The sequence below is a fragment of the Ancylobacter sp. TW_SC_1 genome (assembly GCF_056836805.1).
Genome location: NZ_CM166365.1, coordinates 1,454,999 through 1,475,311, shown reverse-complemented (window position 1 = coordinate 1,475,311; position 20,313 = coordinate 1,454,999). Strand labels below are relative to the sequence as shown.

The following is a 20,313-nucleotide window of genomic DNA, read 5'->3' as shown; positions in this document are numbered from 1 at the left end:
CCATGGCCGTTTACACCGACGTCTCCCCGGAAGAGCTCGAAGCCTTCCTCGCCACCTACGACATTGGCCGGCTGCGTGCCTTCAAGGGCATCGCGGAAGGCGTCGAGAACTCGAACTATCTGCTGCAGACCGAGGCCGGCAGCTTCATCCTCACGCTCTACGAGAAGCGGGTGAACCCGGCCGACCTGCCCTTCTTCATCGGCCTGATGGAGCATCTGGCGAGGCGCGGCATCGACTGTCCGCAGCCGGTGAGGAACCGCGAGGGCGTGGCGCTCGGCACGCTGGCCGGGCGGCCGGCGCTGATCGCCACCTTCCTCGTCGGCATGTCGGTGCGCCGGCCCACCGCCGCCAATTGCGCCGCGCTCGGCGGCGCGCTGGCCGGGCTGCACAAGGCCGGGGCCGATTTCACCGCCTCCAGCCGCGTCAACGCGCTCTCTGTCGCCGGCTGGCGCCCGCTCTACGACCAGGCGTCGGCGCGCGCCGACACGGTCGCGCCCGGACTTTCCGCCCTCATCGCCGACGAACTCTCCGTGCTGGAGGCGCGCTGGCCGAGCGGCCTGCCGGCGGGAGTGATCCACGCCGACCTCTTCCCCGACAATGTGTTCTTCACCGATGGCCGGCTGTCCGGGCTGATCGATTTCTACTTCGCCTGCAACGACCAGCTGGCCTACGACGTCGCCATCTGCCTCAACGCGTGGTGTTTCGAGGCGGACGGCGCCTACAACCAGACCAAGGGCCGTGCCCTGCTCGCCGGCTATCAGGCCGAGCGGCCGCTCGGGGCGGACGAGATCGCGGCCCTGCCGCTGCTCGCGCGCGGGGCGGCGCTGCGTTTCCTGCTGACCCGCCTCGTCGACTGGCTGAACGTGCCGCCCGGCGCGCTGGTGCGCCCGCACGACCCACTGGAATATCTGCGCAAGCTGCGCTTCCACCGCTCGGTCGAGAACCCGCGCGACTATGGCATCATTGCCGGCCGGGCCAAGGAGTCTACGACGTGAAGACCGCTCCGGGCACCGCCCGCGTCTTCGCCGACGACGCGCCGACACCGGCGCCGAAGGGCATCGTCGCGATCTGGACCGACGGCGCCTGCTCCGGCAATCCCGGCCCCGGTGGCTGGGGGGCGATCCTGCGCTATGCCGGCTCGGAAAAGGAACTGTCGGGGGGCGAATCCCCCACGACCAACAACCGCATGGAGCTGATGGCGGCGATTTCCGCGCTGGAGGCGCTCAAGCGCCCCTGCACGGTCGATCTGCACACCGACAGCGAATATATGCGCAACGGCATCACCAAATGGATTGCCGGCTGGAAGCGCAATGGTTGGCGCACCGCCGACAAGAAGCCGGTGAAGAATGTCGACCTGTGGGAGCGGCTGGAAGCGGCGATCGAGCGCCACGACCTCCGCTGGCACTGGGTAAAGGGTCATGCCGGCGACGAGATGAACGAGCGCGCCGACGAACTCGCCCGCGCCGGCATGGCGCCCTACAAAGCCCGCCGCGGCATGGAATAAGCGCCTTCCGGGCGGGGAAAAGTCGTCCCGAGATTGACAAACGCCCCTCCGCTCCGCTATCAGCCGGGCCTCAATTTCTGCTGGCGGATCGGGACGCGGCCATGGGGCGCCGTCTCATACGCAGGCGCCGTCGATCCGAAGGTTTAGTGTCATGAAGATCCGCAATTCGCTCAAGTCGCTGCTCGGCCGTCACCGCGACAACCGTCTGGTGCGCCGCAAGGGCCGCGTCTACATCATCAACAAGACCCAGAAGCGCTTCAAGGCCCGCCAGGGCTGAGCGTTCCGGGCGACCGACCGCGTTCACGATTTCGCGGCCTGCTGCCCTGCAACATTGAACGAGGGCGCCATCGCTCCTAGACTGGAGCCATGCGCGCCCTTTTTGTTGCCCTGATCGTCGCCTCAGCGCCCTTCGGCGCCTTTGCCCAGAACGCGCCTCCGCCCGCCGCGACGGAGAAGCCGGCCCTCGCGCCCCGCAGCGCCGACACGCCTTCAGCGAGCAATCTGGGAGCCGCCCAGGAGCCCGACCGCGCCAAGCGGCTCGATGCGCTGTTCGCCGCGCTCAAGGCCGCGCCCGACAAGGAATCGGCCAAGGGCATCGCCGAGCGCATCGACATCGCCCTCACCCCCTCGGACAGCGACACGGCGGACCTGCTGATGAGCCGCGCCGCGCTGGCGACGCAGGCCAAGGATTTCGACCTCGCGATCACGCTGCTCGACGGCGTGCTGAAGATCGAGCCCGACCATCTGGAGGCCTGGAACAAGCGCGCCACCGTGTTCTTCCTGAAGCAGGACTATTCCGACGCGCTGACCGACCTCCGGCAGGTCGTGACGCGCGAGCCGCGCCACTATGGCGCCTGGGCCGGCATCGCCATCATCTGCAAGGAGATCGGCGACGAGAAGCACGCGCTGGAAGCCACGCGCAATGCGCTCGCCATCTATCCCCACCTCGACGAGGTCGGGGACATGGAGAAGACGCTGTCGATCAGCGTCGAGGGCCGGCCGATCTGATCTCTTCCGGTCGACCTCACACCCGCTCGTAATCGACGAAGCTGAAGGCGTATTCGTCCTTCTCGCCCTGGATCGGCCCCTCGCGGCCGACCTCGCGCCAGTCGCCGCGGGCGAAGGCGGGGAAATGCACGTCACCCTCGGGACGGCCATGCACCTCGGTGAGACGCAGCCGCGCGGCATGCGGAAAGGCCTGCGCGTAGATCTGCGCGCCGCCGATCACCGCCATCTCGTCGACGCCGAGCCGCGCGGCCTCCTGCCCGCCGCGCTCGAACGCGGCTTCCAGCGAGGGCACGACCAGCACGCCCTCCGGCGGCACGAAGCCGGTGTCGCGGGTGATGACGATGCTGGTGCGGCCCGGCAGGGGCCTGCCGATCGACTCGAAGGTGCGCCGCCCCATCAGGATCGGCTTGCCCCAAGTGATGGCGCGGAAACGCTTGAGGTCGCCCGAGATGTGCCAGGGCAACTCGTCGCCCCGCCCGATCACGCCGTTCTCGGCGACGGCGGCAACGAGGGTCAGCACGCTCATGCCATCCTCCCGCGCAGCAGCGCGAACGCGGCATCGGCCGCCGCGAGGCCGCTCTCATGCGCGCCGTGGGCGGTGGAATAGGCGTGCGCCGACACCGCCTCGCCGGCGAACAGGATCCGCTCGCCGAGCGGTTCGGCATTGGACCCGGCGAGCCGCGCCCGCATATGCGCCAGGCCCGGCAGCACGCAGCTATAGGCGCCGCCGATCAGCGGGTCGGCGACCCAGCCGGTGGTGGCGACGCCGACGACATGCGTCGCGATCTCCGCGCCGAAGGCGTCCTTCAGCGCCGCGAGGCTGAAATCCCGCATCGCGGCGGGACCGGCCGCCACCAGCCGCGCCGCATTGTCGCCGCCGAGCTGGCCGATGGCCATGTGGGCGCCGAACGGGTTGAGCACGAAATTGATCGGCTTGCGGTCGGGATGGTTGAGGTCGAGCGTGTCGACATAGGTCGTCGGCTCGACGCCGAAGACGTCGCGGTCGAACAGGAAGGCCACCTTCTCCGCCGCGCCGAGTGGCAGCGCCTCGAACGCCTCGGCCAGTTCGCTCGGCAGCAGCGGCGCGAATCGCAGCCCGCCGCGCGCGATAATGCTCGTCGGCACCGCGACGATGGCGAGCCGGGCCTTCAGGGTGCCGCGTGGCGTCTCCAGCGCCACGCCCTCGCCCGACCAGTCGACGGCCGAGACCGGGCAGCCGGTGACGACCGGCAGGTCCGGTGCCACGCGGACGGCCGCCGCCTGGATCAGCGCGCCATAGCCCTTCTCGACCGGGTAGTTTTCCGCCGTGTCGGAATAGGCGGCGTAGTCGAGGGTGGATACCCGCTCGACTTCCGTCGCGGTCATCAGCGCCGCCCAATGGCGGATCAGCCGGATCCACGGGCTCGACGCGTCGATCACCTCGCTGGCGGCGATGTCGCGGCCCTCGTCGCCGGCCTGATGGATCGCGGCGAACCCGCCATCGATCGCCCGCCAGATCGCCTGGCGCTCGGCCTCGTCCGCCCAGCGCTCGCCCAGATGGGTCTCGCGCGCCTGGCGATTGCCCCGCGCGAGATAGGCGAGGCCGAGCTCGTCCGCCGCCGCCCGCAGCGGGTTGACCGAGGCCGAATGCAGCCAGTGGCAGCCACGATCCCAGGCGACGCCGAACGTCGCGGTGTCGGTGAAGGCGCGCCCGCCGGTGCGCGCGGCCGCCTCGACCACCAGAACGTCGATGCCGGCCCGATGCAGCCGAGCGCCGGCGGCAAGACCCGCCGCACCGGCGCCGATGACGATCACCTCATGCTGTGCCGCCACGGGTCACTTCTTGTCTGGAGGTTACTTCTTGCGGAAGGCGTCGAGGCGCACGACCTGGGCGCCGCCCGAACCGCCGTCCTTCGGCTCGCCTTCACCGGCCGCTTCCTTGCGCACCAGCTCCGGCTTGCTTTCGGCTTTGGCTTCGGGCTTGGCGGTGGAGGCGCCCCCCGCCTTGGCACTCGCCGGCTTCGGCTCCGCCCTCGGGGAGGCGGCGGGCTTCAACGCTGCAGGCTTGGCCGATTCGGATCTGCCCGGCGCGCTCGTGGCGGTCGACTTCTCGCCCGGCTCGGCCTCGGAACCTCGGGTGGGCGCGCGCGTGGAGGGCACCGACGTCGGTCGCGCCTCGCCGATCGACGTCACCGGCGCGGGCGATGCCGGCTCAGTGTGCGTCTCCTCGGATTCGACCTCGTCCTCCTCGGCCACCGGCTCGAACTGCAGCCCGAACTTGACGGAGGGATCGAAGAAACCCTTGAGCGCGGCATAGGGAATGTGCAGCCGCTCGGGAATGCCGTTGAAGGACAGCCCGACCTCGAAGAACTGGTCCGTGAGCTGCAGGTCCCAGAACTGGTGCTGCAGCACGATGGTCATCTCTTCCGGATAGCGTTCCTTCAATCGCGGCGAAATCCGCACACCGGCAGCCCGCGTGTCGAAGGACAGATAGAGATGGTGATCGCCGGGCAGCCCGTCGCGCGCGACATCGGTCAGCACGCGGCGCACGACGCTGCGCAGCGCATCCTGCACAAGCAGGTCGTAGCGGATAAGATCGACGCTCATGCCGACAATGAACCCGATTCCAGCCCCGACCGCCAGCCGGACTTGTGAATGAAGTGCAGGCTTCTGTTGCCAGGTGCCTGCGAACCCCGCCTCACGGTGCTACCCGCTTGGACTTATTTTCCGTAGATCAAACCGCTCACGCGGCCTGAGCAACCGGAGCATAGTTGTCGTTGGCAACTATATGTTTGGTCCGATGACGGCGGTACCATGCCGGGCGAAAGAAGACCCTTTACGCTCTCGTCGATCCTGTTTCGCCCCCGCCGGAACTCACCATTCTCGATGGGCTCGGGTGGAGGCGCCGGGTACTGCCCCCGGGTCCGAAGAGTTTATTCCGATGTCCGTTTATCGCCATAGCCGGCTTGCGCCGGCAAAATGAATATAGGGCCTCTGCCGCCCGGTTGGAAGGGGCTGCGGGCGGGATACCCGCTTATGCCTCGGATTGATCGCCATACTGGAGATGTTCGATCGGCCGCGTGCCGCCGACCGTTCCCACCAGCTTCTCGTCGAGCGCGGCGATCCGTGTCCGCAGCGATTCCATGAGGATCTGCCGCATCAGCTCGTAGTCGAGCCGCACGGAAGAATGCGCGCTGCGCAGCGCCTGGCCCTCGCGCAGCACCAGAGCCGGCACGGTGTGCGCATTCTCGACCACGAAATCGAGCGGGTGCGTGGCATCCTTTTCGAGCAGGTTCAGGTGCATGCGCAGCCGATGATGCTCGACGTGAAGGGCTTCGGTGCTCTGGGTCATGGGCTCCTCCCTCTGGCGGCTTCCGCCTCACGACAATTCGGCCGGAACACGAAGGTTCCCATGATACCGCCGGGTCGCAGCCCACCCATAAATTGTCGATAAGGCGCGCCGCCGGCGCCCGCGCCTCCTGCGCCTTTCGCCGCGATGCGCTATATGTAGTGGCACTCAGGTCCGATGGGACGATAGGCATGCGGCAATATCACGAGTTCCTCGAACGGGTGCTGCGCGAGGGCACGCGCAAGGACGACCGCACCGGCACGGGCACGCTTTCCGTGTTCGGCCACCAGATGCGCTTCGATCTCTCGGAGGGCTTTCCGCTCGTCACCACCAAGCGGCTGCACCTCAAATCGATCATCCACGAACTGCTGTGGTTCCTCGCCGGCGACACCAACATCGCCTATCTCAGGGAAAACGGCGTCTCGATCTGGAACGAATGGGCGGACGCGAACGGCGATCTCGGCCCGGTCTATGGCCATCAGTGGCGGTCCTGGCCGGATGGGCGCGGCGGCGTGATCGACCAGATTGCGCAGGTCGTCGCCGAGATCCGCCGCAATCCGGATTCGCGCCGGCTGATCGTCTCGGCCTGGAACCCGGCCGACGTTCCGCGGATGGCGCTGCCGCCCTGCCACTGCCTGTTCCAGTTCTACGTGCTGGACGGCAGGCTGTCCTGCCAGCTCTACCAGCGCTCCGCCGACATCCTCCTCGGCGTGCCCTTCAACATCGCGTCCTATGCGCTGCTGACCCATATGGTGGCGCAGGTCACGGGGCTGAGGGTCGGCGACTTCGTCCACACCTTCGGCGACGCGCACATCTATCTCAACCACCTCGAACAGGTGAACGAGCAGCTTTCGCGCGCGCCGCGGGCGCTGCCGACTCTGAAGCTCAACCCGGCCGTGGACGACATCTTCGCCTTCCGCTTCGAGGACATCGCCATTGAAGGCTACGACCCCCACCCCGCCATCAAGGCGCCGGTGGCGGTGTAGGAATTCCCCGCCCCCCACCCCGGCCGCGCGCGGCGAGAGCCGGGGTCATCCCCGATCCTTCATGCGATCCCGGATCGGCCTGCGGCCGTCCGGGATGACGCCCACGCCAGCGAAGACCGATCCATGTCCCTTTCCATCCGCCCCGCCCGGCCGGACGACGCCCGGCTCATCTTCGACTTCGTCTGCGAGCTCGCGGCATACGAGAAACTGCGGCACGAGGTCGAGGCCACCGCCGAGGACGTCGAGCGCGACCTGTTCGGCGCGCAGCCGCGCGTCTTCTGCGACATCGCCGAACGGGAATGCGCGCCGGCCGGCTTCGCGCTCTGGTACTACACCTATTCCACCTTTCGCGGCCGGCACGGCATCTTCCTCGAAGACATTTTCGTGCGCCCCGCCTTTCGCGGCAACGGCATCGCCACCGCGCTGATGCGCCAGCTGGCGAAGCGCTGCGTCGAGGAGAGGCTCGGCCGCTTCGAATGGAACGTGCTCGACTGGAACGAGCCCGCCATCCGCTTCTACCGCTCGGTGGGCGCCGTGCCGCTCGACGAATGGACCATGCAGCGCGTCACCGGCGTAGCGTTGGCCAAGCTCGCCGCCGGCTGAACGAGAAAGCCGCCGGCGGGATGCCGGCGGCTGACGGTGTCGGGGGCGGGCGCCCCGGTCAGAGCGGTTCGCCATCCGGCGGCGGAGCGTCCGGGCCATCCGGCATCGGGCCGGGCGGCATGCGGTGGTGCATCGGGCCATCCGGGCCGGGACCGAAGTGGTGCGGGCCGCGTTCGCGGTCGGGACCGGCAAAGGCCATGTGCGGATGCTGCGCCTGCTTGAACAGGATGGCGAAGCGGCGCTGCTGGGCCTCGTCGAGGCTGTCGAAGAGCGGAGCGGCGGCATCCGCCACCTTCTTCATCGCCTCGCCGCGCTGCATCATGCCGTCGGCGTGCTGGCGCAGCCGCACGATCACGTCCGGACGCTCGCCCTTGGGCCGCTCGGCCCGTTCGGCGGCGCGCTCGGCCCGCCGCTCGATGCGTTCCTTGGACGATTCCTGCAGCGCGCTCTCCAGCGCCGGCCACAGCTTCTCCTGATCGGCAGTGAGGCGCAGCCCCGCCTTGAGCGCGGCGATGCGCGCATCGCTCATCGCGCCGGCGAAGTCGGCCATCTGCGCCGGGCTGGGGCGGGGGTGCTCGCCGGAGCGGAACTCCGGAGCGGCGATGCCAAACGTGACGCTGGCCAGAAGGGCGGCAGCTGCTGCCGCGATAATCGTGCGTTTCATCGGCCTCATCTCCTGTGAAGGTGAGGCCGATGTTGAAGCGAATACCGACGAATCTCAAATGAAACTTCGGTAATGAAAGATAATGACTTTCAGAAACGTAGATGAACAGTCATTCAGGTTGATGAATATCCATTAACCCGGAGAAATCATCTTCTCCGGGCGAACGATCGCATCGAACTCCTCGTTGGTGACATAGCCACCGCCGACGGCCTCGTCGCGCAGCGTGGTGCCGTTCTTGTGCGCGGTCTTGGCGATCTTGGCGGCGTTGTCATAGCCGATCTTCGGCGCCAGCGCCGTCACCAGCATGAGCGAGCGTTCCAGCGCCGCCTTGATGTTGTCCTCGCGCGGCACGATGCCGACGACGCAATTGTCGGTGAAGCTGATCGCGGCATCGGCCAGCAGGCGCACCGACTGCAGGAAATTATACGCCATCACCGGGTTGTAGACGTTGAGCTCGAAATGGCCCTGGCTGCCGGCGAAGCTGAGCGCGGCATTGTTGCCGAACACCTGCACGCAGACCTGGGTGAGCGCCTCGCACTGCGTCGGGTTCACCTTGCCCGGCATGATCGAGGAGCCCGGCTCGTTCTCCGGCAGCGCCAGTTCGCCAAGGCCCGAGCGCGGGCCGGAGCCGAGAAAGCGGATGTCGTTGGCGATCTTGAACAGCGACACTGCCACCGTGTTGATCGCCCCATGCGAGAACACCATGGCGTCATGGGCGGCGAGCGCCTCGAACTTGTTCGGTGCCGAGGTAAAGGGAAGGCCGGTGATGGCGGCGATCTTCTCGGCCACCATCTCCGCGAAACCGACCGGCGCGTTCAGCCCGGTGCCCACCGCCGTGCCGCCCTGCGCCAGTTCCATCAGCCGCGGCAGCGTCAGTTCGATACGCTCGATGCCGCTCGTCACCTGCTGCGTGTAGCCGGAGAACTCCTGGCCGAGGGTCAGCGGCGTGGCGTCCTGGGTATGGGTGCGGCCGATCTTGATGATGTGCTGCCACTGCTCGGCCTTCTCGCCCAGCGCGTCGCGCAGCTTGGCGAGCGCCGGGATCAGCCGGCGGACGATCTCGACCGCTGCCGCGACATGCATCGCGGTCGGGTAGGTGTCGTTCGACGACTGGCTCATATTGACGTGGTCATTGGGGTGTACCGGCTTCTTCGAGCCGAGCACGCCGCCGAGCCTCTCGATGGCGCGGTTGGAAATGACCTCATTGGCATTCATGTTCGACTGCGTGCCCGAGCCGGTCTGCCAGACCGCGAGCGGGAAATGCGCGTCGAGCTTGCCGTCGATGACTTCCTGCGCTGCCTCCACGATGGCCGCGGCAACCGTCGGATCGAGATGGCCGAGCGCCTGATTGGTTTCCGCCGCCGCCCGCTTGATGACGCCCAGCGCGCGGATCACCGGCAGCGGCTGCTTCTCCCAGCCGATCTTGAAATTGCCCAGCGAGCGCTGCGCCTGCGCGCCCCAGTACTTGTCGTTCTCCACCTCGATTGGACCGAACGTATCGGTTTCGATGCGGGTGTTGCTCATCGTCAAAGCCTTTCGGATCGGCGTCGTCAGGGTCGCGCCGCGGACAGCAGGACACACCGGAATGTGCGGGGCCGGTTTAGCACGCGCGGCGTAGGGGGAAAATGCGACCTCGGACCGAGTTGTGACCGGCGGCGAGGTTCCTCCACGCGAGATCACAAAGACGTGAGCGACGACAAAATCGCGTGTGAGAACGACGGCAAAACTGGTCCCGGAATACCCCATATCCCCTACCGCATGACCGGCAACGCCTTTCCGCGCAAGGGCTCGACGATGACGAAACTCATCCACGGGCGAACAGCCCGGTTTCATCCAATTCTCGGAAACATCCAATTTTTGCCAATATTATGAGAGCACTAACAACTACTCGCAGAAGTAGGGCCGTCCGACGATCCTTCACCCGCCGATAATCCGGAGAAGCGCATGGGCGACGTCGTGAATCTCAACCGCCACCGCAAGCGAATGGTGCGCGTCGAAGCGGAACAAAATGCCGCCACTCGGCGTTTGGAGTTCGGCCGATCAAAGGCTCAGCGCGAGCTCGAGGCCACTACGGAGCGACTGAGAGAAAATTCGCTCGACGGGCATAGGCGCATACGAGAGGACGACACATGAAGAGCCCCGTGGTTAAGCGGTCGATTGTAATTGCAGGGCACAAGACGAGCGTCAGTCTGGAGGACCAGTTCTGGGACGCGCTGAAGGAGATCGCCGCCAACCGGCGCAGCACCCTGTCGGAAATTGTCGCCTCGATCGATTCCGGGCGCAATCAGGGCAATCTGTCCTCGGCGATCCGCCTTTATGTCCTGGCCCATTACCGCGGCCAGCCCGCATCGCGTGACAGTCACGAACCGGCAGATCGCCACGCGGCCGCACGCTCTACCGTTGCGTAAACCCGAACCATCTCCCATATCGGCATCCGGCGGCGCGTTGTAACCGGATGCCTCGTCACCTATAACCGCCTCGTCGCGTCATTCGGACCGAGGGGCGCGGGTTTTTCTTGCACGGTGGCGTCTTCTGGTTCTGCGTATGCGAGCCTGGACCCTGCCGGGCGCGCAAACGGAGATGGCGCGGAATGTCGTGGAAGAACCAGAGCGGCGGACCATGGGGTGGTGGTCCACGCGGCCCCTGGGGCACTGGTCCGCAGTCGTCGGGACCGAACTCTCCCGACCTCGAGGAACTGATCCGTCGCGGCCAGGAGAAGTTGCGGACAGCGATGCCGGGCGGCTTCGGCAGCGGCAAGGGCATCGTGGTGGTGGTGGTTCTGGCCATCGTCGCCTGGCTGCTCTCCGGCTTCTACCGGGTCGAGCCCGATGAGCAGGGTGTCGTGCTGCGCTTCGGCAAGTTCGTCGCCACTTCCAATCCCGGCCTGAACTACCATCTCCCCTATCCGATCGAGACCGTGCTCACCCCGCAGGTCACGCGCGTCAACCGCATCGACATCGGCATCCGCACCGGCGACGATCCGCGCCGCGGCGCCACGGCGCGCGACGTGTCGGAAGAGAGCCTGATGCTCACCGGCGACGAGAACATCGTCGACGTCGACTTCGCCGTCTTCTGGATGGTGAAGCCCGCCGCAGCCGGCTCGACCGAAGACATCGGCGCCGCCAACTTCCTGTTCAACGTCCAGAACCCGGAAGGCACGATCAAGGCGGTGGCCGAAAGCGCCATGCGCGAAGTCGTCGGCCGCACCGACATCCAGCCGATCCTCACCGGTGCCCGTCAGAACATCGAGACGGCGGTGCAGGAGCTGATGCAGCGCACGCTCGACAGCTACAGGTCCGGCATCCTCGTCACCCAGGTGCAGCTCCAGAAGGTCGATCCGCCCTCGCAGGTGATCGACGCCTTCCGCGACGTGCAGGCGGCGCGTGCCGACGCCGAGCGCCTGCAGAACGAGGCCCAGTCCTACGCCAACCGCGTGGTGCCCGAGGCGCGCGGCGATGCGGCACGCATCACCCAGGGCGCCGAAGGCTACAAGGAGCGCGCCATCATCGAGGCGCGCGGTCAGGCCTCGCGCTTCCTGAGCGTTCTGGCCGAGTACCAGAAGGCGCCCGAAGTGACGCGTCAGCGGCTCTATCTCGAAACCATGGAACGCGTATTCGGCGGTATGGACAAGATCATCATCGATCCCGCGGCAGGCGGCGCGTCCGGCGTCGTCCCCTATCTGCCGCTCGCGCCGCTCGGCGGAAGCGGCACCTCCCCGGCCGCCAGCCAGGGAGCCGCGAAATGAGGAACAGCGTTGGTCTCGTCATCGCTATCGTCGCCGCCCTCGTCCTGATCGGCCTCTACTCCTCGCTGTTCACCGTCTACCAGACCCAGCAGGCGCTGGTGCTGCGCTTCGGCGAGCCGGTGCGGGTGATCGAGGAGCCGGGACTGCATGTGAAGATCCCGCTGGTGGACAGCGTGATCCTGATCGACAAGCGCATCCTCGACCTCGAGAACCCCTCGCAGGAAGTGATCGCCGCCGACCAGAAGCGCCTCGTGGTGGATGCCTTCGCACGCTACCGGATCACCAATCCGCTGCGCTTCTACCAGTCGATCGGCACCATCGAGGGCGCCAATTCGCGCCTGGCGACCATTCTGAACTCGTCCCTGCGCCGGGTTCTGGGTGAATCCACCTTCATCCAGGTGGTGCGCGACCAGCGCGAGGACCTGATGGCGCGCATCCGCGATCAGGTGAACCGCGAGGCCGCCGGCTTCGGCATCGACGTGCTCGATGTGCGCATCCGCCGCGCCGACCTGCCGGAGGCCAACAGCCAGGCGGTGTTCCAGCGCATGCAGACCGAACGCCAGCGCGAGGCATCCGAGATTCGCGCTCAGGGCGCCGAGGCGGGTCAGACCATCCGCGCCCGTGCCGACCGCGACTCGACGATCATCGTCGCCGAAGCCAACTCCACCGCCGACAAGCTGCGCGGTGAGGGCGAGGCCCAACGCAACGATATCTTCGCGCAGGCCTATGGGCAGGATAAGGGGTTCTTCGACTTCTACCGCTCCATGCAGGCCTATGAGGCCTCGCTCAAGGGCACGGATACGCGGATGCTGCTGGCGCCGGATTCGAACTTCTTCCGGTTCTTCAACAACCCGACCGCTCCCGCCGGCGCCAGCGCCGCGCCCGCCGCTCCCGCGAACTGACGCGACGCGACGATGTACGATCTCATCGTCGCGCTCGGTCTCGTTCTGGTGATCGAGGGTCTCATGCTGGCGGCCCTGCCTGGGGCCGTCCGCCACGCCGCCGAGTCGATCAGCCAATTGCCCGATGCGCCGCTGCGTATCGCCGGCCTCGGCGGTGCCATCATCGGCCTGGTCATCATCTGGCTGATCCGGGGCTGAGGCATCGCCGCCGCAGGCCTCGCGCGCTTTTGGCTTGCATCGCGCCTTCTCCGGGGTAGCGTCGACTGCACCATGGCGGACGGCCCCCGGCCGCGCCGCCTTTTTCGGCGCGGCGGCGCCAAGGAGGCTATATGAATCAACGCCTTGCGCGTCCCGACACCGTTTCTTCCGGCCGGCTCCCGACGCTCCGCCTCGGGCGCCTGCGCAACTTCGCCGCAGCCGGCCTCCTGCTCGCCTCCGCTTTCGCCGTGCCGCAGGCTTCGTTCGCCGCCGCGACCAAGGGCCCCGACACGGTCGCCGACACCGCCGCCCGGGTGATGGACGCGGTGGTCAACATCTCCACCTCGCAGACCGTCGCTCCCTCGCGCAGCGTCCCGACGCCGGAACTGCCGCCCGGCTCGCCCTTCGAGGAGTTCTTCGAGGAGTTCTTCAAGCGCCGCCAGCAGCAGGGCGAGGACCAGACCCCGCGCCGCGTCTCTTCGCTGGGCTCCGGCTTCGTCATCGACCCCGCCGGCTTCATCGTCACCAACAACCACGTCATCGCCGACGCCGACGAGATCTTCGCCAACTTCTCCGACGGCTCCAAGCTGAAGGCCGAAGTCATCGGCCGCGATACCAAGATCGACCTTGCCCTGCTCAAGGTGACGCCCGAGGCCGACAAGCCGCTCAAGGCCGTGAGTTTCGGCAATTCCGACGCGCTGCGCGTCGGCGACTGGGTGATGGCGATCGGCAATCCCTTCGGCCTGGGCGGGACGCTGACCGTCGGCGTGATCTCGGCGCGCAACCGCGACATCAACAGCGGGCCCTACGACAATTTCCTGCAGACCGATGCCGCCATCAACCGCGGCAATTCCGGCGGCCCGCTGTTCGACATGGACGGCAATGTGATCGGCATCAACACCGCCATCATCTCGCCCTCGGGCGGCTCGATCGGCATCGGCTTCGCCGTGCCCTCCAATACCGCGATCCCGATCGTCGCCCAGCTCAAGGAGTTCGGCGAGGCCCGGCGCGGCTGGATCGGCGTGCGCATCCAGCAGGTGACGCCGGAGATCGCCGAGAGCCTGTCGCTCGGCAGCCCGCGCGGCGCGCTCGTCGGCAGCGTCAGCGAGGACGGCCCGGCCGCCAAGGGCGGCATCAAGGCCGGCGACGTCGTCATCTCCTTCGACGGCAAGGAGGTGAAGGACATGCGCTCCCTGCCGATCATCGTCGCAGACACGCCGGTCGACAAGGAGGTCGAGGTCGTCGTCATCCGCAAGGGCGAGGAGCAGAAGCTCAAGCTCGTCGTGGGCCGCCTTGAGGAGAGCGACGCCAAGGAGAGCACGGCCGAGACGCCCGAGAAGAAGCCGGAGGCCGCGCCGCCGGTCGTCACCACAAAGCTGCTCGGCGTCGAGATGGCCGAGCTGACGCCGGAACTGCGCACCCGCTTCAAGATCAAGGACGAGCTCAAGGGCGTGGTCGTGATGGCGGTCGAGCCCGGCTCCGTGGCCGCCGAGCGCGGCATCGCTCCGGGACACCTCATTGTCGAGGTCAACCAGGAAGCGACCGAGACCCCCAAGAGCGTTCAGGACCGCATCGAGGCGCTGAAGAAGGAGGGCCGTCGCTCCGCCCTCCTCATGGTGACCGATCCCGACGGCCAGGTGCGCTTCACCGCGCTGCCCATCGAGTAGCGCGCCGGCCTCCTCACGCGAAAAATCCCGGGGTCGCTGGACGCGGCTCCGGGATTTTCATTTCTGCGGGATTTTCATTTCTGCGGGATCTTCACTACTGAACGTCGCGACGCCCGGAAATCAGGGTTTTCTCGGCGGCAACGGCATCGGCAATGGGGTGCCGGCCGGCGGGGCCGAGGTCTTGCTCTCGGTGAGCTGGACGGTCCAGCTCTTCTGCTCGTGCGTGTCCACCTCGAAGAAGCCGGTGCGGTCGAAGCCGCGCGCCAGGCAATCCTCGATGCCGCGAATGGTGAACTCCTTCTCGCGGGTGCACATGAAGGCCTTGCCGGCCCACTCGCCGCCGAGATCGTAGTCGATGGCGTAGACATAATAGAAGCGGGCGACAAGGTCGCCGCGCAGCAGCGTCTCGCAGCTATTGGGCCCGATGTTCCACCAGCCCTCCGTCGCCCAGCTGTTGCCGTCCTTGTAGCCGAGCGCGATGCCGACGCGGCTGCTCGACCGGTTGCACAGGCGGAAATCGGCGGAGGCCGGCTCCGGCGCCAGCACCACGAGCACCGGGACCGCAAGCAATGCCGGAAGCAGTGCGCGGATCATGGCGCGGCCCCGGCGTGCCGCGCCATGGGTTGCGTTGTCACTCGTCGACGAGAACGGCTCGGAAATCATTGACGTTGGTGCAGGTGGGACCCGGCGTGAGCAGGTCTCCCAAGGGCTCGAAGAAGCTGGTCGAATCGTTATTGGCGAGAAAGGCGGCAGGATCGAGACCTGCGGCCCCGGCGCGGGCCAGCGTGTCCGGCAGCACATAGGCGCCGGCGGGATCGGAAGCGTCGCCGCCGCCGCCATCCGTGCCGTCCGTATCGCCGGCGACCGCATAGATCCCCGGCGCACCGGCGAGCGCGACGGCGAGCGCCAGCGCGTATTCCTGGTTCGGCCCGCCGCGCCCCTGGCCGCGCATGGTGACGGTCAGCTCGCCCCCGGACAGCAGCACGGCCTTCTTGCCCGCCTGCTTCAGCTCCAGCGCCTTGGCGGCCTGGGCGGCAGCGACCTCGCGGGCCTCGCCTTCCAGATTGTCGCCGAGCAGGATCGGCTCGATCCCGGCCTCGCGCGCGAGCCTGTCCGCCGCGACGAAGGAATCCGCCGGGCGGGCGATCAGGACATATTCGGCATTGGCGAAGGCCGGATCGCCGGGCTTGGGCGATTCATTGGCCTGATCGCGCAGCGCCACCGCGATCGACGGCGGCGGGTCGATACGGTAGCGCGCCAGCACGTCGCGCGCTTCCGCCAGCGTCGTCGGATCGGGCACGGTCGGTCCCGAGCCGATCACCGCCGGGTCGTCGCCCGGGACGTCGGAGATGGAGAGCGTCACCACCTTCGCCGGCTGGGCCAGCACCGCCAGGCGGCCGCCCTTGATGCGCGAGAGGTGCTTCCGCACGGTGTTGATCTCGGTGATGTTGGCACCCGAGCGCAGCAGGGCGCGGGTCAGCGCCCGCTTGTCGTCGAGCTCGACGCCGAGGGCCGGGGCGATCCAGTTGGCCGAGGCGCCGCCCGAGAGCAGCACCAGCACGAGGTCGTCGGCGGTCGCCGAGGCGGCAAGGTCGATCGCCTTCTGCGCGCCGGCAAGGCCGGCGGCATCGGGAACCGGGTGCCCGGCCTCGACCATGTCGAGCTGGCGGGTCGGGCGGCCATAGCCGTGACGGGCGACGCCGATGCCGGCCAGTCGCGCCGGGTCGAAGCCGAGCTCGTCGAGATAGTGCTTCTCGGCCACTTCCAGCATGGAGCCGGCCGCCTTGCCGGCGGCGAGCAGGATCAGCCGCCCCGTCGCGGGCGGCGGCGGCAGGGCCGGCGGCAGACAGGTAGCGGGATGAGCGGCAGCGACCGCGGCAGTGAACAGGCGATCCAGAAAAGCGCGCGCCGTAACGTCAGTCATCACAACCCCACCCGAACCCGTTGGGCCTTCCTGCCGGTTTCATCGGCCGGCCTTGCATTCTTGCGCGCAGACCGAGGTCGAATCCGGCCACGCGACGCGAAACGGGCGTATTCCTATGGCACCCGAGGCCCGACGTCACTATCCTCTCAACACTTAGTCTCAGCTCGCGGGAAAATATGCGCCGCCTTCCGACGGAAGACCTCGCCACGACCGATCCGGCGGACGAATCCGGCGAGAACGCCCCGGCCTTCGAACGCATCCCCGGCTCCCTCGAAAGCGGGCTGATCCTGCTCTGCGACCACGCCTCGAACGCGCTACCGCCCGGCTATGGCTCGCTCGGCCTGCCCCGGGCCGAGCTCGAGCGGCATATCGGCTACGACATCGGCGCCGCCGGCGTCACCCGCATGCTGGCGCACCGGCTCGGCTGCCCGGCGCTGCTCACCCGTTTCTCCCGCCTGCTGATCGATCCCAATCGCGGCGAGGACGACCCCACGCTGGTGATGCGCCTGTCCGACGGCGCGGTGATTCCCGGCAACCGCCATGCCGACGCCGACGAGATCGAGCGGCGGCTCGCCCGCTTCCACCGCCCCTATCACGCCGCCATTTCGGCCGAGATCGACGCGGCGCTGGCGCAGGGCGTGGTGCCGGCGCTGCTCTCGCTGCACAGCTTCACGCCGGTCTGGCGCGGCGTGGCCCGTCCCTGGCACGCCGCGGTGCTGTGGGACAGCGATCCGCGCCTCACCCGCGAACTGATCGACGCGCTGGAGGCTCCCGGCGACCTCATCGTCGGCGACAACGAGCCCTATGACGGCGCGCTGCGCGGCGACTGCCTGTTCCGCCACGCCACGCTGCGCGGCCTCGCCAACACGCTGCTGGAAATCCGGCAGGACCTGATCGCCGAGGTCGAGGGCCAGCGCGCCTGGGCGAACCGGCTGGCAGCCCTGCTGCCGGCGATACTGGCACTGCCCGCCCTGCACGAGATCCGCTCCTACGGCTCGCGCACCGGCCCGGTGCCGCCTATCTAGGACGAGAGCACCAGTCGCGCCCGTCGCGCGCCAGCCGGGAGGCCCCTCGATGACCGAACTCGACGACAAGACCCGCACCGAACTGGAGGCGGCAGCGTTCCGCCGGCTCGTCGCGCATCTGCGCGCCCGCACCGACGTGCAGAACATCGCCCTGATGAACCTCGCCGGCTTCTGCCGCAATTGCCTGTCCAACTGGTACCTCGACGCGGCCGGGGAACGCGGCCTGCCGCTGACCAAGGACGAGAGCCGGGTCGCCGTCTACGGCATGCCCTATGAGGAGTGGAAGGCCCTCCACCAGAGCGAGGCGACGCCCGAGCAGAAGGCCGCCTTTCCCGGCCCCGGCCCGCACTAGCCGGCAAGGCCCCCCTCGCAGTGGATAGCGGGTGTAGCCCGTCCACAAGCCGTGCCCGGCCACCGGCGCGGCTTGACGGCCGGCCCGCCATCGGTTCCTCATCCCCGCCCGAATTCCAGTCTAGACGCCGGGCCCCGCCCGTCGCCCCGGAGAAACCATGTCCGATATTCCGAACGACCAGCCGCTGTCCGATGCCGCCGCCGGCTTCGCCAAGGAGCAGCTCAAATCCTTCATCGAGCGCATCGAGCGTCTCGAGGAGGAGAAGAAGACCATCGCCGACGACATCAAGGACGTCTTCGCCGAAGCCAAGGGCACCGGCTTCGACACCAAGGCGCTGCGCGAGATCCTGAAGATCCGCAAGCAAGACGCCGACCAGCGCGCCGAGCATGAGGCGATCGTCGACCTCTACATGCAGGCGCTCGGCATGATCAGCAACTGAGGCCGCCACACGCCCGCGCGGTGCGGGCGGCCGCATCAGGCCGCCCTTGCAGTCTCGCGCGGCGTGTTCGGATCAGAGCGGATTCTTGAGCGGTGCCGGGCCGGACACCATCGCGAGCACCGGCACCGCGACGACCGCCGCACCGCTGAACTGCGCGGTCGTCAGGCCGTTCGAGCCGTCATGGCCGAAATGGACCTCGACCACCTGGCGCGGCGGCGCCACGAAGGCGGCGAAGCGGCGCAGCTCCGGCGTGTGCATCGACACGTTGTGCGCAACGGTCGGGCTGCTGAACAGCCGGCGGATCTCGGCCAGCATCTCGGCCGAATGGCCGCGAAGCTTGCGCGCGGCGGACGTGGCCGCCGAGGCGGGCATCTGGCGCGACACCTCGGCCGAGCCGGCCGGCGGCGCGGGAGCGCGGCCGGGCTGCAGCCGCTCGGTCGGGAAGAGGCTGCCGGCGGCGTCGGCATAGGCCAGCACCGGGCCCTCGCCATTCGTCCCACGCACGATCAGTTCGGGCAGGCCAGCGACCTGGCTCGGGCGGGCGGGCGGGCGCGGCACCAACGTACCAGCGCTGGGGAGCGTCGCCGCGCCGGTCGGCCGACCCTGCGCCGGCTGCGAGTCGGGCAGCGGAATGGCGGCGGCAAGTGCGGCGAGTTCCATGCGGCTGCTGGCCGGAACCGGCGGCGCGGCGGGAGCGCTCGGGACCGGCGCCGGCGCGACGGCAGCCATGCGCGGCAGCGGATTGGGCTGCGGCAGCGGCACCGGATCGGCCGATGCCAGCTCGACGGGAGCCGGCGCGGCCGGCTTCGGCGCGGGCGCCTGGGCCACCTCGGCGGGTGCCGGGCTCGGCGCGGCGGCGGCCGGAGCCGCGCTCTCCTCGTCGTCGTCATCCCTGCTGAACAGGGCGGCGAAGATGTTCTTGCCGCCGGTCGCGCCGCTGTTTGCGCGCTTCGGATTGTTGCCGCCGGAAAGTCCGGCGAAGGCGGCGCCGGCACCGCCCGGCTCGGAACCGCGCGATTCCACCTCGGCCAGCGCCAGCGCATAGCCCGGCATCGGCTTGCCGTCGGCGGGAATATGCACCGTCTTGCCACCCGGGAACACGCGGGCCAGTTCCGGCCGGCTCATGCGCGGCCAGTGGCGCACGCCGCCGGTGTCGAGATGCACGAAGGGCGAGCCGGAGGTCGGATAGAAGCCGACGCCGCCGCGCTGGAGACGCAGGCCCGCTTCGCGAACCCTGGAGAGCGGAACGCCGGGAATGTAGAAATCCATCGCCTTGCCCTGCATGTGCAGGCTGGTCTGGGCGACGCCGCGCGAGCGCGAGCGCAGCATGGCGTTGGTGGCGGGGGAGCGATAGCCGCCGATCACCTGGATCGGCTGGGTCGCGTCGACCTCGCGATAGACTTCCCACACGATGTCGAAAAGCTGCGGATCCATGTTGGTCGGCTCTTTGCGCCGCCAATCCTGCATCAGCACGTTGAGCTGCTTCAGCGCCGCCGGGTCGTAGCGGCCATTGCGCTTGAAGGTGACGGTCGCGTTCGCGCCGGAATGGACGTGATGGAAGCTCAGGGTGCGCGTGTCGCCATTCGCCACCGCGTCCTGCAGCAGATTCGTGCTGCACAGCGTCACGACCGCGGCGAGCGCGGCGGCCGTCACAGCCTTATGGGAACGAAGAGCCAGCTTGATGCGCACGAATCCCAACCCGATACTTAACGTTTCCTGAGACGACACGGACGAAACCGCCCGGGCCGTGCATGGTGAACATAGTCTTCTCGGGTTTGGTTAAGAGGCCATTACGACCTCACCCCCACGCCTATTGCCTCTCTGGCTAAAAAGAGACTGTGGCAAAAGAGTGCCGCGCGGTCAAATTCGCAGTAGACAGCCGCATACTGACAATTTTTCCTCTCGCGCGTGATGTATATGTCACATGCGCGTACCCCGGTGCCGGTCATTCGCATCTGCGAGATGGAG

General features: G+C 68.0%; 24 protein-coding genes and 1 other RNA gene. 15 read left to right on the top strand and 10 right to left on the bottom strand.

Annotated elements, in window-relative coordinates; all coding sequences use genetic code 11:
* The first annotated feature begins 2 nt into the window (after nucleotides 1-2).
* The 4 genes from AC1PZ7_RS06770 to AC1PZ7_RS06755 all read left to right on the top strand — a co-directional run bounded on the left by AC1PZ7_RS06770 (nucleotide 3) and on the right by AC1PZ7_RS06755 (nucleotide 2,512).
* Nucleotides 3-995 (top strand): homoserine kinase, encoded by a 993-nt coding sequence (locus AC1PZ7_RS06770; protein ID WP_482358727.1) that lies wholly within the window; start codon nucleotides 3-5, stop codon nucleotides 993-995.
* A complete protein-coding gene (gene rnhA / locus AC1PZ7_RS06765) occupies nucleotides 992-1,504 on the top strand; it encodes a ribonuclease HI (RefSeq protein WP_482358726.1) in 513 nt (170 codons plus the stop codon). The genes AC1PZ7_RS06770 and rnhA overlap by 4 nt, the downstream gene beginning before the upstream one ends.
* 151 nt (nucleotides 1,505-1,655) lie before the next feature.
* Nucleotides 1,656-1,781, top strand: a complete 126-nt coding sequence (gene ykgO / locus AC1PZ7_RS06760; RefSeq protein WP_013167868.1) for a type B 50S ribosomal protein L36 — start codon at nucleotides 1,656-1,658, stop codon at nucleotides 1,779-1,781.
* Between the two features lie 89 nt (nucleotides 1,782-1,870).
* Nucleotides 1,871-2,512 (top strand): tetratricopeptide repeat protein, encoded by a 642-nt coding sequence (locus AC1PZ7_RS06755; RefSeq protein WP_482358725.1) that lies wholly within the window; start codon nucleotides 1,871-1,873, stop codon nucleotides 2,510-2,512.
* Nucleotides 2,513-2,528: 16 nt separating this feature from the next.
* Here AC1PZ7_RS06755 and AC1PZ7_RS06750 read toward each other — a convergent pair whose 3' ends face one another.
* The 5 genes from AC1PZ7_RS06750 to AC1PZ7_RS06730 all read right to left on the bottom strand — a co-directional run bounded on the left by AC1PZ7_RS06750 (nucleotide 2,529) and on the right by AC1PZ7_RS06730 (nucleotide 5,843).
* Nucleotides 2,529-3,038, bottom strand: a complete 510-nt coding sequence (locus tag AC1PZ7_RS06750) for a dihydrofolate reductase (RefSeq protein ID WP_482358724.1) — start codon at nucleotides 3,036-3,038, stop codon at nucleotides 2,529-2,531.
* Entirely contained in the window at nucleotides 3,035-4,324 is a 1,290-nt protein-coding gene (locus tag AC1PZ7_RS06745; RefSeq protein ID WP_482358723.1) for a flavin monoamine oxidase family protein, read from the bottom strand. The genes AC1PZ7_RS06750 and AC1PZ7_RS06745 overlap by 4 nt, the downstream gene beginning before the upstream one ends.
* Before the next feature lie 21 nt (nucleotides 4,325-4,345).
* Nucleotides 4,346-5,098, bottom strand: coding sequence for a ClpXP protease specificity-enhancing factor SspB (locus tag AC1PZ7_RS06740; protein WP_482358722.1), 753 nt, complete (start codon nucleotides 5,096-5,098; stop codon nucleotides 4,346-4,348).
* A gap of 52 nt (nucleotides 5,099-5,150) precedes the next feature.
* Nucleotides 5,151-5,506, bottom strand: a transfer-messenger RNA (tmRNA) gene (ssrA, locus tag AC1PZ7_RS06735).
* Between the two features lie 19 nt (nucleotides 5,507-5,525).
* On the bottom strand, nucleotides 5,526-5,843 hold the full coding sequence (locus AC1PZ7_RS06730; protein WP_482358721.1) for a hypothetical protein: 318 nt from the start codon (nucleotides 5,841-5,843) through the stop codon (nucleotides 5,526-5,528).
* Between the two features lie 188 nt (nucleotides 5,844-6,031).
* Here AC1PZ7_RS06730 and AC1PZ7_RS06725 point away from each other — a divergent pair, with 188 nt between their 5' ends.
* On the top strand, nucleotides 6,032-6,826 hold the full coding sequence (locus AC1PZ7_RS06725) for a thymidylate synthase (RefSeq protein ID WP_482358720.1): 795 nt from the start codon (nucleotides 6,032-6,034) through the stop codon (nucleotides 6,824-6,826).
* A 123-nt stretch (nucleotides 6,827-6,949) separates the two neighbouring features.
* A complete protein-coding gene (locus tag AC1PZ7_RS06720) occupies nucleotides 6,950-7,429 on the top strand; it encodes a GNAT family N-acetyltransferase (protein WP_482358719.1) in 480 nt (159 codons plus the stop codon).
* A gap of 58 nt (nucleotides 7,430-7,487) precedes the next feature.
* Here the strand turns inward: AC1PZ7_RS06720 and AC1PZ7_RS06715 are convergent, their stop codons facing one another.
* Entirely contained in the window at nucleotides 7,488-8,093 is a 606-nt protein-coding gene (locus AC1PZ7_RS06715; RefSeq protein ID WP_482358718.1) for a Spy/CpxP family protein refolding chaperone, read from the bottom strand.
* 132 nt (nucleotides 8,094-8,225) lie between these two features.
* Nucleotides 8,226-9,617, bottom strand: coding sequence for a class II fumarate hydratase (gene fumC / locus AC1PZ7_RS06710; protein WP_482358717.1), 1,392 nt, complete (start codon nucleotides 9,615-9,617; stop codon nucleotides 8,226-8,228).
* A gap of 420 nt (nucleotides 9,618-10,037) precedes the next feature.
* On the opposite strand from fumC, the gene AC1PZ7_RS06705 reads away from it, so the two are divergent.
* From AC1PZ7_RS06705 to AC1PZ7_RS06680, 6 genes are all read left to right on the top strand, one after another.
* Nucleotides 10,038-10,226: a DUF4169 family protein gene (locus tag AC1PZ7_RS06705; protein ID WP_482358716.1), complete on the top strand. Its 189-nt coding sequence runs from the start codon at nucleotides 10,038-10,040 to the stop codon at nucleotides 10,224-10,226.
* Complete coding sequence (locus tag AC1PZ7_RS06700; RefSeq protein WP_482358715.1) at nucleotides 10,223-10,501, top strand: ribbon-helix-helix domain-containing protein; 279 nt, start codon at nucleotides 10,223-10,225, stop codon at nucleotides 10,499-10,501. The genes AC1PZ7_RS06705 and AC1PZ7_RS06700 overlap by 4 nt, the downstream gene beginning before the upstream one ends.
* Nucleotides 10,502-10,683: 182 nt before the next feature.
* Nucleotides 10,684-11,838, top strand: coding sequence for an FtsH protease activity modulator HflK (gene hflK / locus AC1PZ7_RS06695; RefSeq protein WP_482358714.1), 1,155 nt, complete (start codon nucleotides 10,684-10,686; stop codon nucleotides 11,836-11,838).
* Nucleotides 11,835-12,740, top strand: coding sequence for a protease modulator HflC (gene hflC, locus AC1PZ7_RS06690; protein ID WP_482358713.1), 906 nt, complete (start codon nucleotides 11,835-11,837; stop codon nucleotides 12,738-12,740). The genes hflK and hflC overlap by 4 nt, the downstream gene beginning before the upstream one ends.
* Before the next feature lie 12 nt (nucleotides 12,741-12,752).
* The gene (locus tag AC1PZ7_RS06685; RefSeq protein WP_482358712.1) at nucleotides 12,753-12,938 is read left to right on the top strand and encodes a DUF2065 domain-containing protein; all 186 of its coding nucleotides are present in this window, start codon (nucleotides 12,753-12,755) and stop codon (nucleotides 12,936-12,938) included.
* Nucleotides 12,939-13,069: 131 nt separating this feature from the next.
* Nucleotides 13,070-14,605, top strand: a complete 1,536-nt coding sequence (locus tag AC1PZ7_RS06680) for a Do family serine endopeptidase (RefSeq protein ID WP_482358711.1) — start codon at nucleotides 13,070-13,072, stop codon at nucleotides 14,603-14,605.
* Nucleotides 14,606-14,725: 120 nt separating this feature from the next.
* Here AC1PZ7_RS06680 and AC1PZ7_RS06675 read toward each other — a convergent pair whose 3' ends face one another.
* Together AC1PZ7_RS06675 and AC1PZ7_RS06670 are read right to left on the bottom strand one after the other, a co-directional pair.
* Nucleotides 14,726-15,268 carry a DUF1036 domain-containing protein gene (locus AC1PZ7_RS06675; RefSeq protein ID WP_482358710.1) on the bottom strand — a complete coding sequence of 181 codons (543 nt, stop codon included), beginning with the start codon at nucleotides 15,266-15,268 and terminating at the stop codon, nucleotides 14,726-14,728.
* Nucleotides 15,237-16,529, bottom strand: a complete 1,293-nt coding sequence (locus AC1PZ7_RS06670) for a glycerate kinase type-2 family protein (protein WP_482358709.1) — start codon at nucleotides 16,527-16,529, stop codon at nucleotides 15,237-15,239. The genes AC1PZ7_RS06675 and AC1PZ7_RS06670 overlap by 32 nt, the downstream gene beginning before the upstream one ends.
* 176 nt (nucleotides 16,530-16,705) lie before the next feature.
* Between AC1PZ7_RS06670 and AC1PZ7_RS06665 the strand changes: the two genes are divergently transcribed.
* From AC1PZ7_RS06665 to AC1PZ7_RS06655, 3 genes are all read left to right on the top strand, one after another.
* Nucleotides 16,706-17,554: an N-formylglutamate amidohydrolase gene (locus AC1PZ7_RS06665; protein WP_482358708.1), complete on the top strand. Its 849-nt coding sequence runs from the start codon at nucleotides 16,706-16,708 to the stop codon at nucleotides 17,552-17,554.
* 49 nt (nucleotides 17,555-17,603) lie between these two features.
* Nucleotides 17,604-17,906: a DUF1244 domain-containing protein gene (locus AC1PZ7_RS06660; RefSeq protein ID WP_482358707.1), complete on the top strand. Its 303-nt coding sequence runs from the start codon at nucleotides 17,604-17,606 to the stop codon at nucleotides 17,904-17,906.
* A gap of 157 nt (nucleotides 17,907-18,063) precedes the next feature.
* Entirely contained in the window at nucleotides 18,064-18,345 is a 282-nt protein-coding gene (locus tag AC1PZ7_RS06655; protein ID WP_482358706.1) for a DUF2312 domain-containing protein, read from the top strand.
* A 72-nt stretch (nucleotides 18,346-18,417) separates the two neighbouring features.
* Here AC1PZ7_RS06655 and mepK read toward each other — a convergent pair whose 3' ends face one another.
* On the bottom strand, nucleotides 18,418-20,073 hold the full coding sequence (gene mepK, locus AC1PZ7_RS06650) for a peptidoglycan L,D-endopeptidase MepK (protein WP_482358705.1): 1,656 nt from the start codon (nucleotides 20,071-20,073) through the stop codon (nucleotides 18,418-18,420).
* Between the last annotated feature and the right edge of the window lie 240 nt (nucleotides 20,074-20,313).

Excerpts from the sequence above, each read along its gene's own strand:
- AC1PZ7_RS06670 (WP_482358709.1), bottom strand. The coding sequence starts at position 16,529 with ATGACTGACGTTACGGCGCGCGCTTTTCTGGATCGCCTGTTCACTGCC.
- AC1PZ7_RS06725 (WP_482358720.1), top strand. The coding sequence starts at position 6,032 with ATGCGGCAATATCACGAGTTCCTCGAACGGGTGCTGCGCGAGGGCACG.
- AC1PZ7_RS06720 (WP_482358719.1), top strand. The coding sequence starts at position 6,950 with ATGTCCCTTTCCATCCGCCCCGCCCGGCCGGACGACGCCCGGCTCATC.
- AC1PZ7_RS06675 (WP_482358710.1), bottom strand. The coding sequence starts at position 15,268 with ATGATTTCCGAGCCGTTCTCGTCGACGAGTGACAACGCAACCCATGGC.
- ykgO (WP_013167868.1), top strand. The coding sequence starts at position 1,656 with ATGAAGATCCGCAATTCGCTCAAGTCGCTGCTCGGCCGTCACCGCGAC.
- AC1PZ7_RS06660 (WP_482358707.1), top strand. The coding sequence starts at position 17,604 with ATGACCGAACTCGACGACAAGACCCGCACCGAACTGGAGGCGGCAGCG.
- AC1PZ7_RS06740 (WP_482358722.1), bottom strand. The coding sequence starts at position 5,098 with ATGAGCGTCGATCTTATCCGCTACGACCTGCTTGTGCAGGATGCGCTG.
- AC1PZ7_RS06770 (WP_482358727.1), top strand. The coding sequence starts at position 3 with ATGGCCGTTTACACCGACGTCTCCCCGGAAGAGCTCGAAGCCTTCCTC.
- AC1PZ7_RS06750 (WP_482358724.1), bottom strand. The coding sequence starts at position 3,038 with ATGAGCGTGCTGACCCTCGTTGCCGCCGTCGCCGAGAACGGCGTGATC.
- AC1PZ7_RS06755 (WP_482358725.1), top strand. The coding sequence starts at position 1,871 with ATGCGCGCCCTTTTTGTTGCCCTGATCGTCGCCTCAGCGCCCTTCGGC.
- hflK (WP_482358714.1), top strand. The coding sequence starts at position 10,684 with ATGTCGTGGAAGAACCAGAGCGGCGGACCATGGGGTGGTGGTCCACGC.
- AC1PZ7_RS06680 (WP_482358711.1), top strand. The coding sequence starts at position 13,070 with ATGAATCAACGCCTTGCGCGTCCCGACACCGTTTCTTCCGGCCGGCTC.
- AC1PZ7_RS06685 (WP_482358712.1), top strand. The coding sequence starts at position 12,753 with ATGTACGATCTCATCGTCGCGCTCGGTCTCGTTCTGGTGATCGAGGGT.
- AC1PZ7_RS06715 (WP_482358718.1), bottom strand. The coding sequence starts at position 8,093 with ATGAAACGCACGATTATCGCGGCAGCAGCTGCCGCCCTTCTGGCCAGC.
- AC1PZ7_RS06655 (WP_482358706.1), top strand. The coding sequence starts at position 18,064 with ATGTCCGATATTCCGAACGACCAGCCGCTGTCCGATGCCGCCGCCGGC.
- hflC (WP_482358713.1), top strand. The coding sequence starts at position 11,835 with ATGAGGAACAGCGTTGGTCTCGTCATCGCTATCGTCGCCGCCCTCGTC.
- fumC (WP_482358717.1), bottom strand. The coding sequence starts at position 9,617 with ATGAGCAACACCCGCATCGAAACCGATACGTTCGGTCCAATCGAGGTG.
- AC1PZ7_RS06730 (WP_482358721.1), bottom strand. The coding sequence starts at position 5,843 with ATGACCCAGAGCACCGAAGCCCTTCACGTCGAGCATCATCGGCTGCGC.
- AC1PZ7_RS06705 (WP_482358716.1), top strand. The coding sequence starts at position 10,038 with ATGGGCGACGTCGTGAATCTCAACCGCCACCGCAAGCGAATGGTGCGC.
- AC1PZ7_RS06700 (WP_482358715.1), top strand. The coding sequence starts at position 10,223 with ATGAAGAGCCCCGTGGTTAAGCGGTCGATTGTAATTGCAGGGCACAAG.
- AC1PZ7_RS06665 (WP_482358708.1), top strand. The coding sequence starts at position 16,706 with ATGCGCCGCCTTCCGACGGAAGACCTCGCCACGACCGATCCGGCGGAC.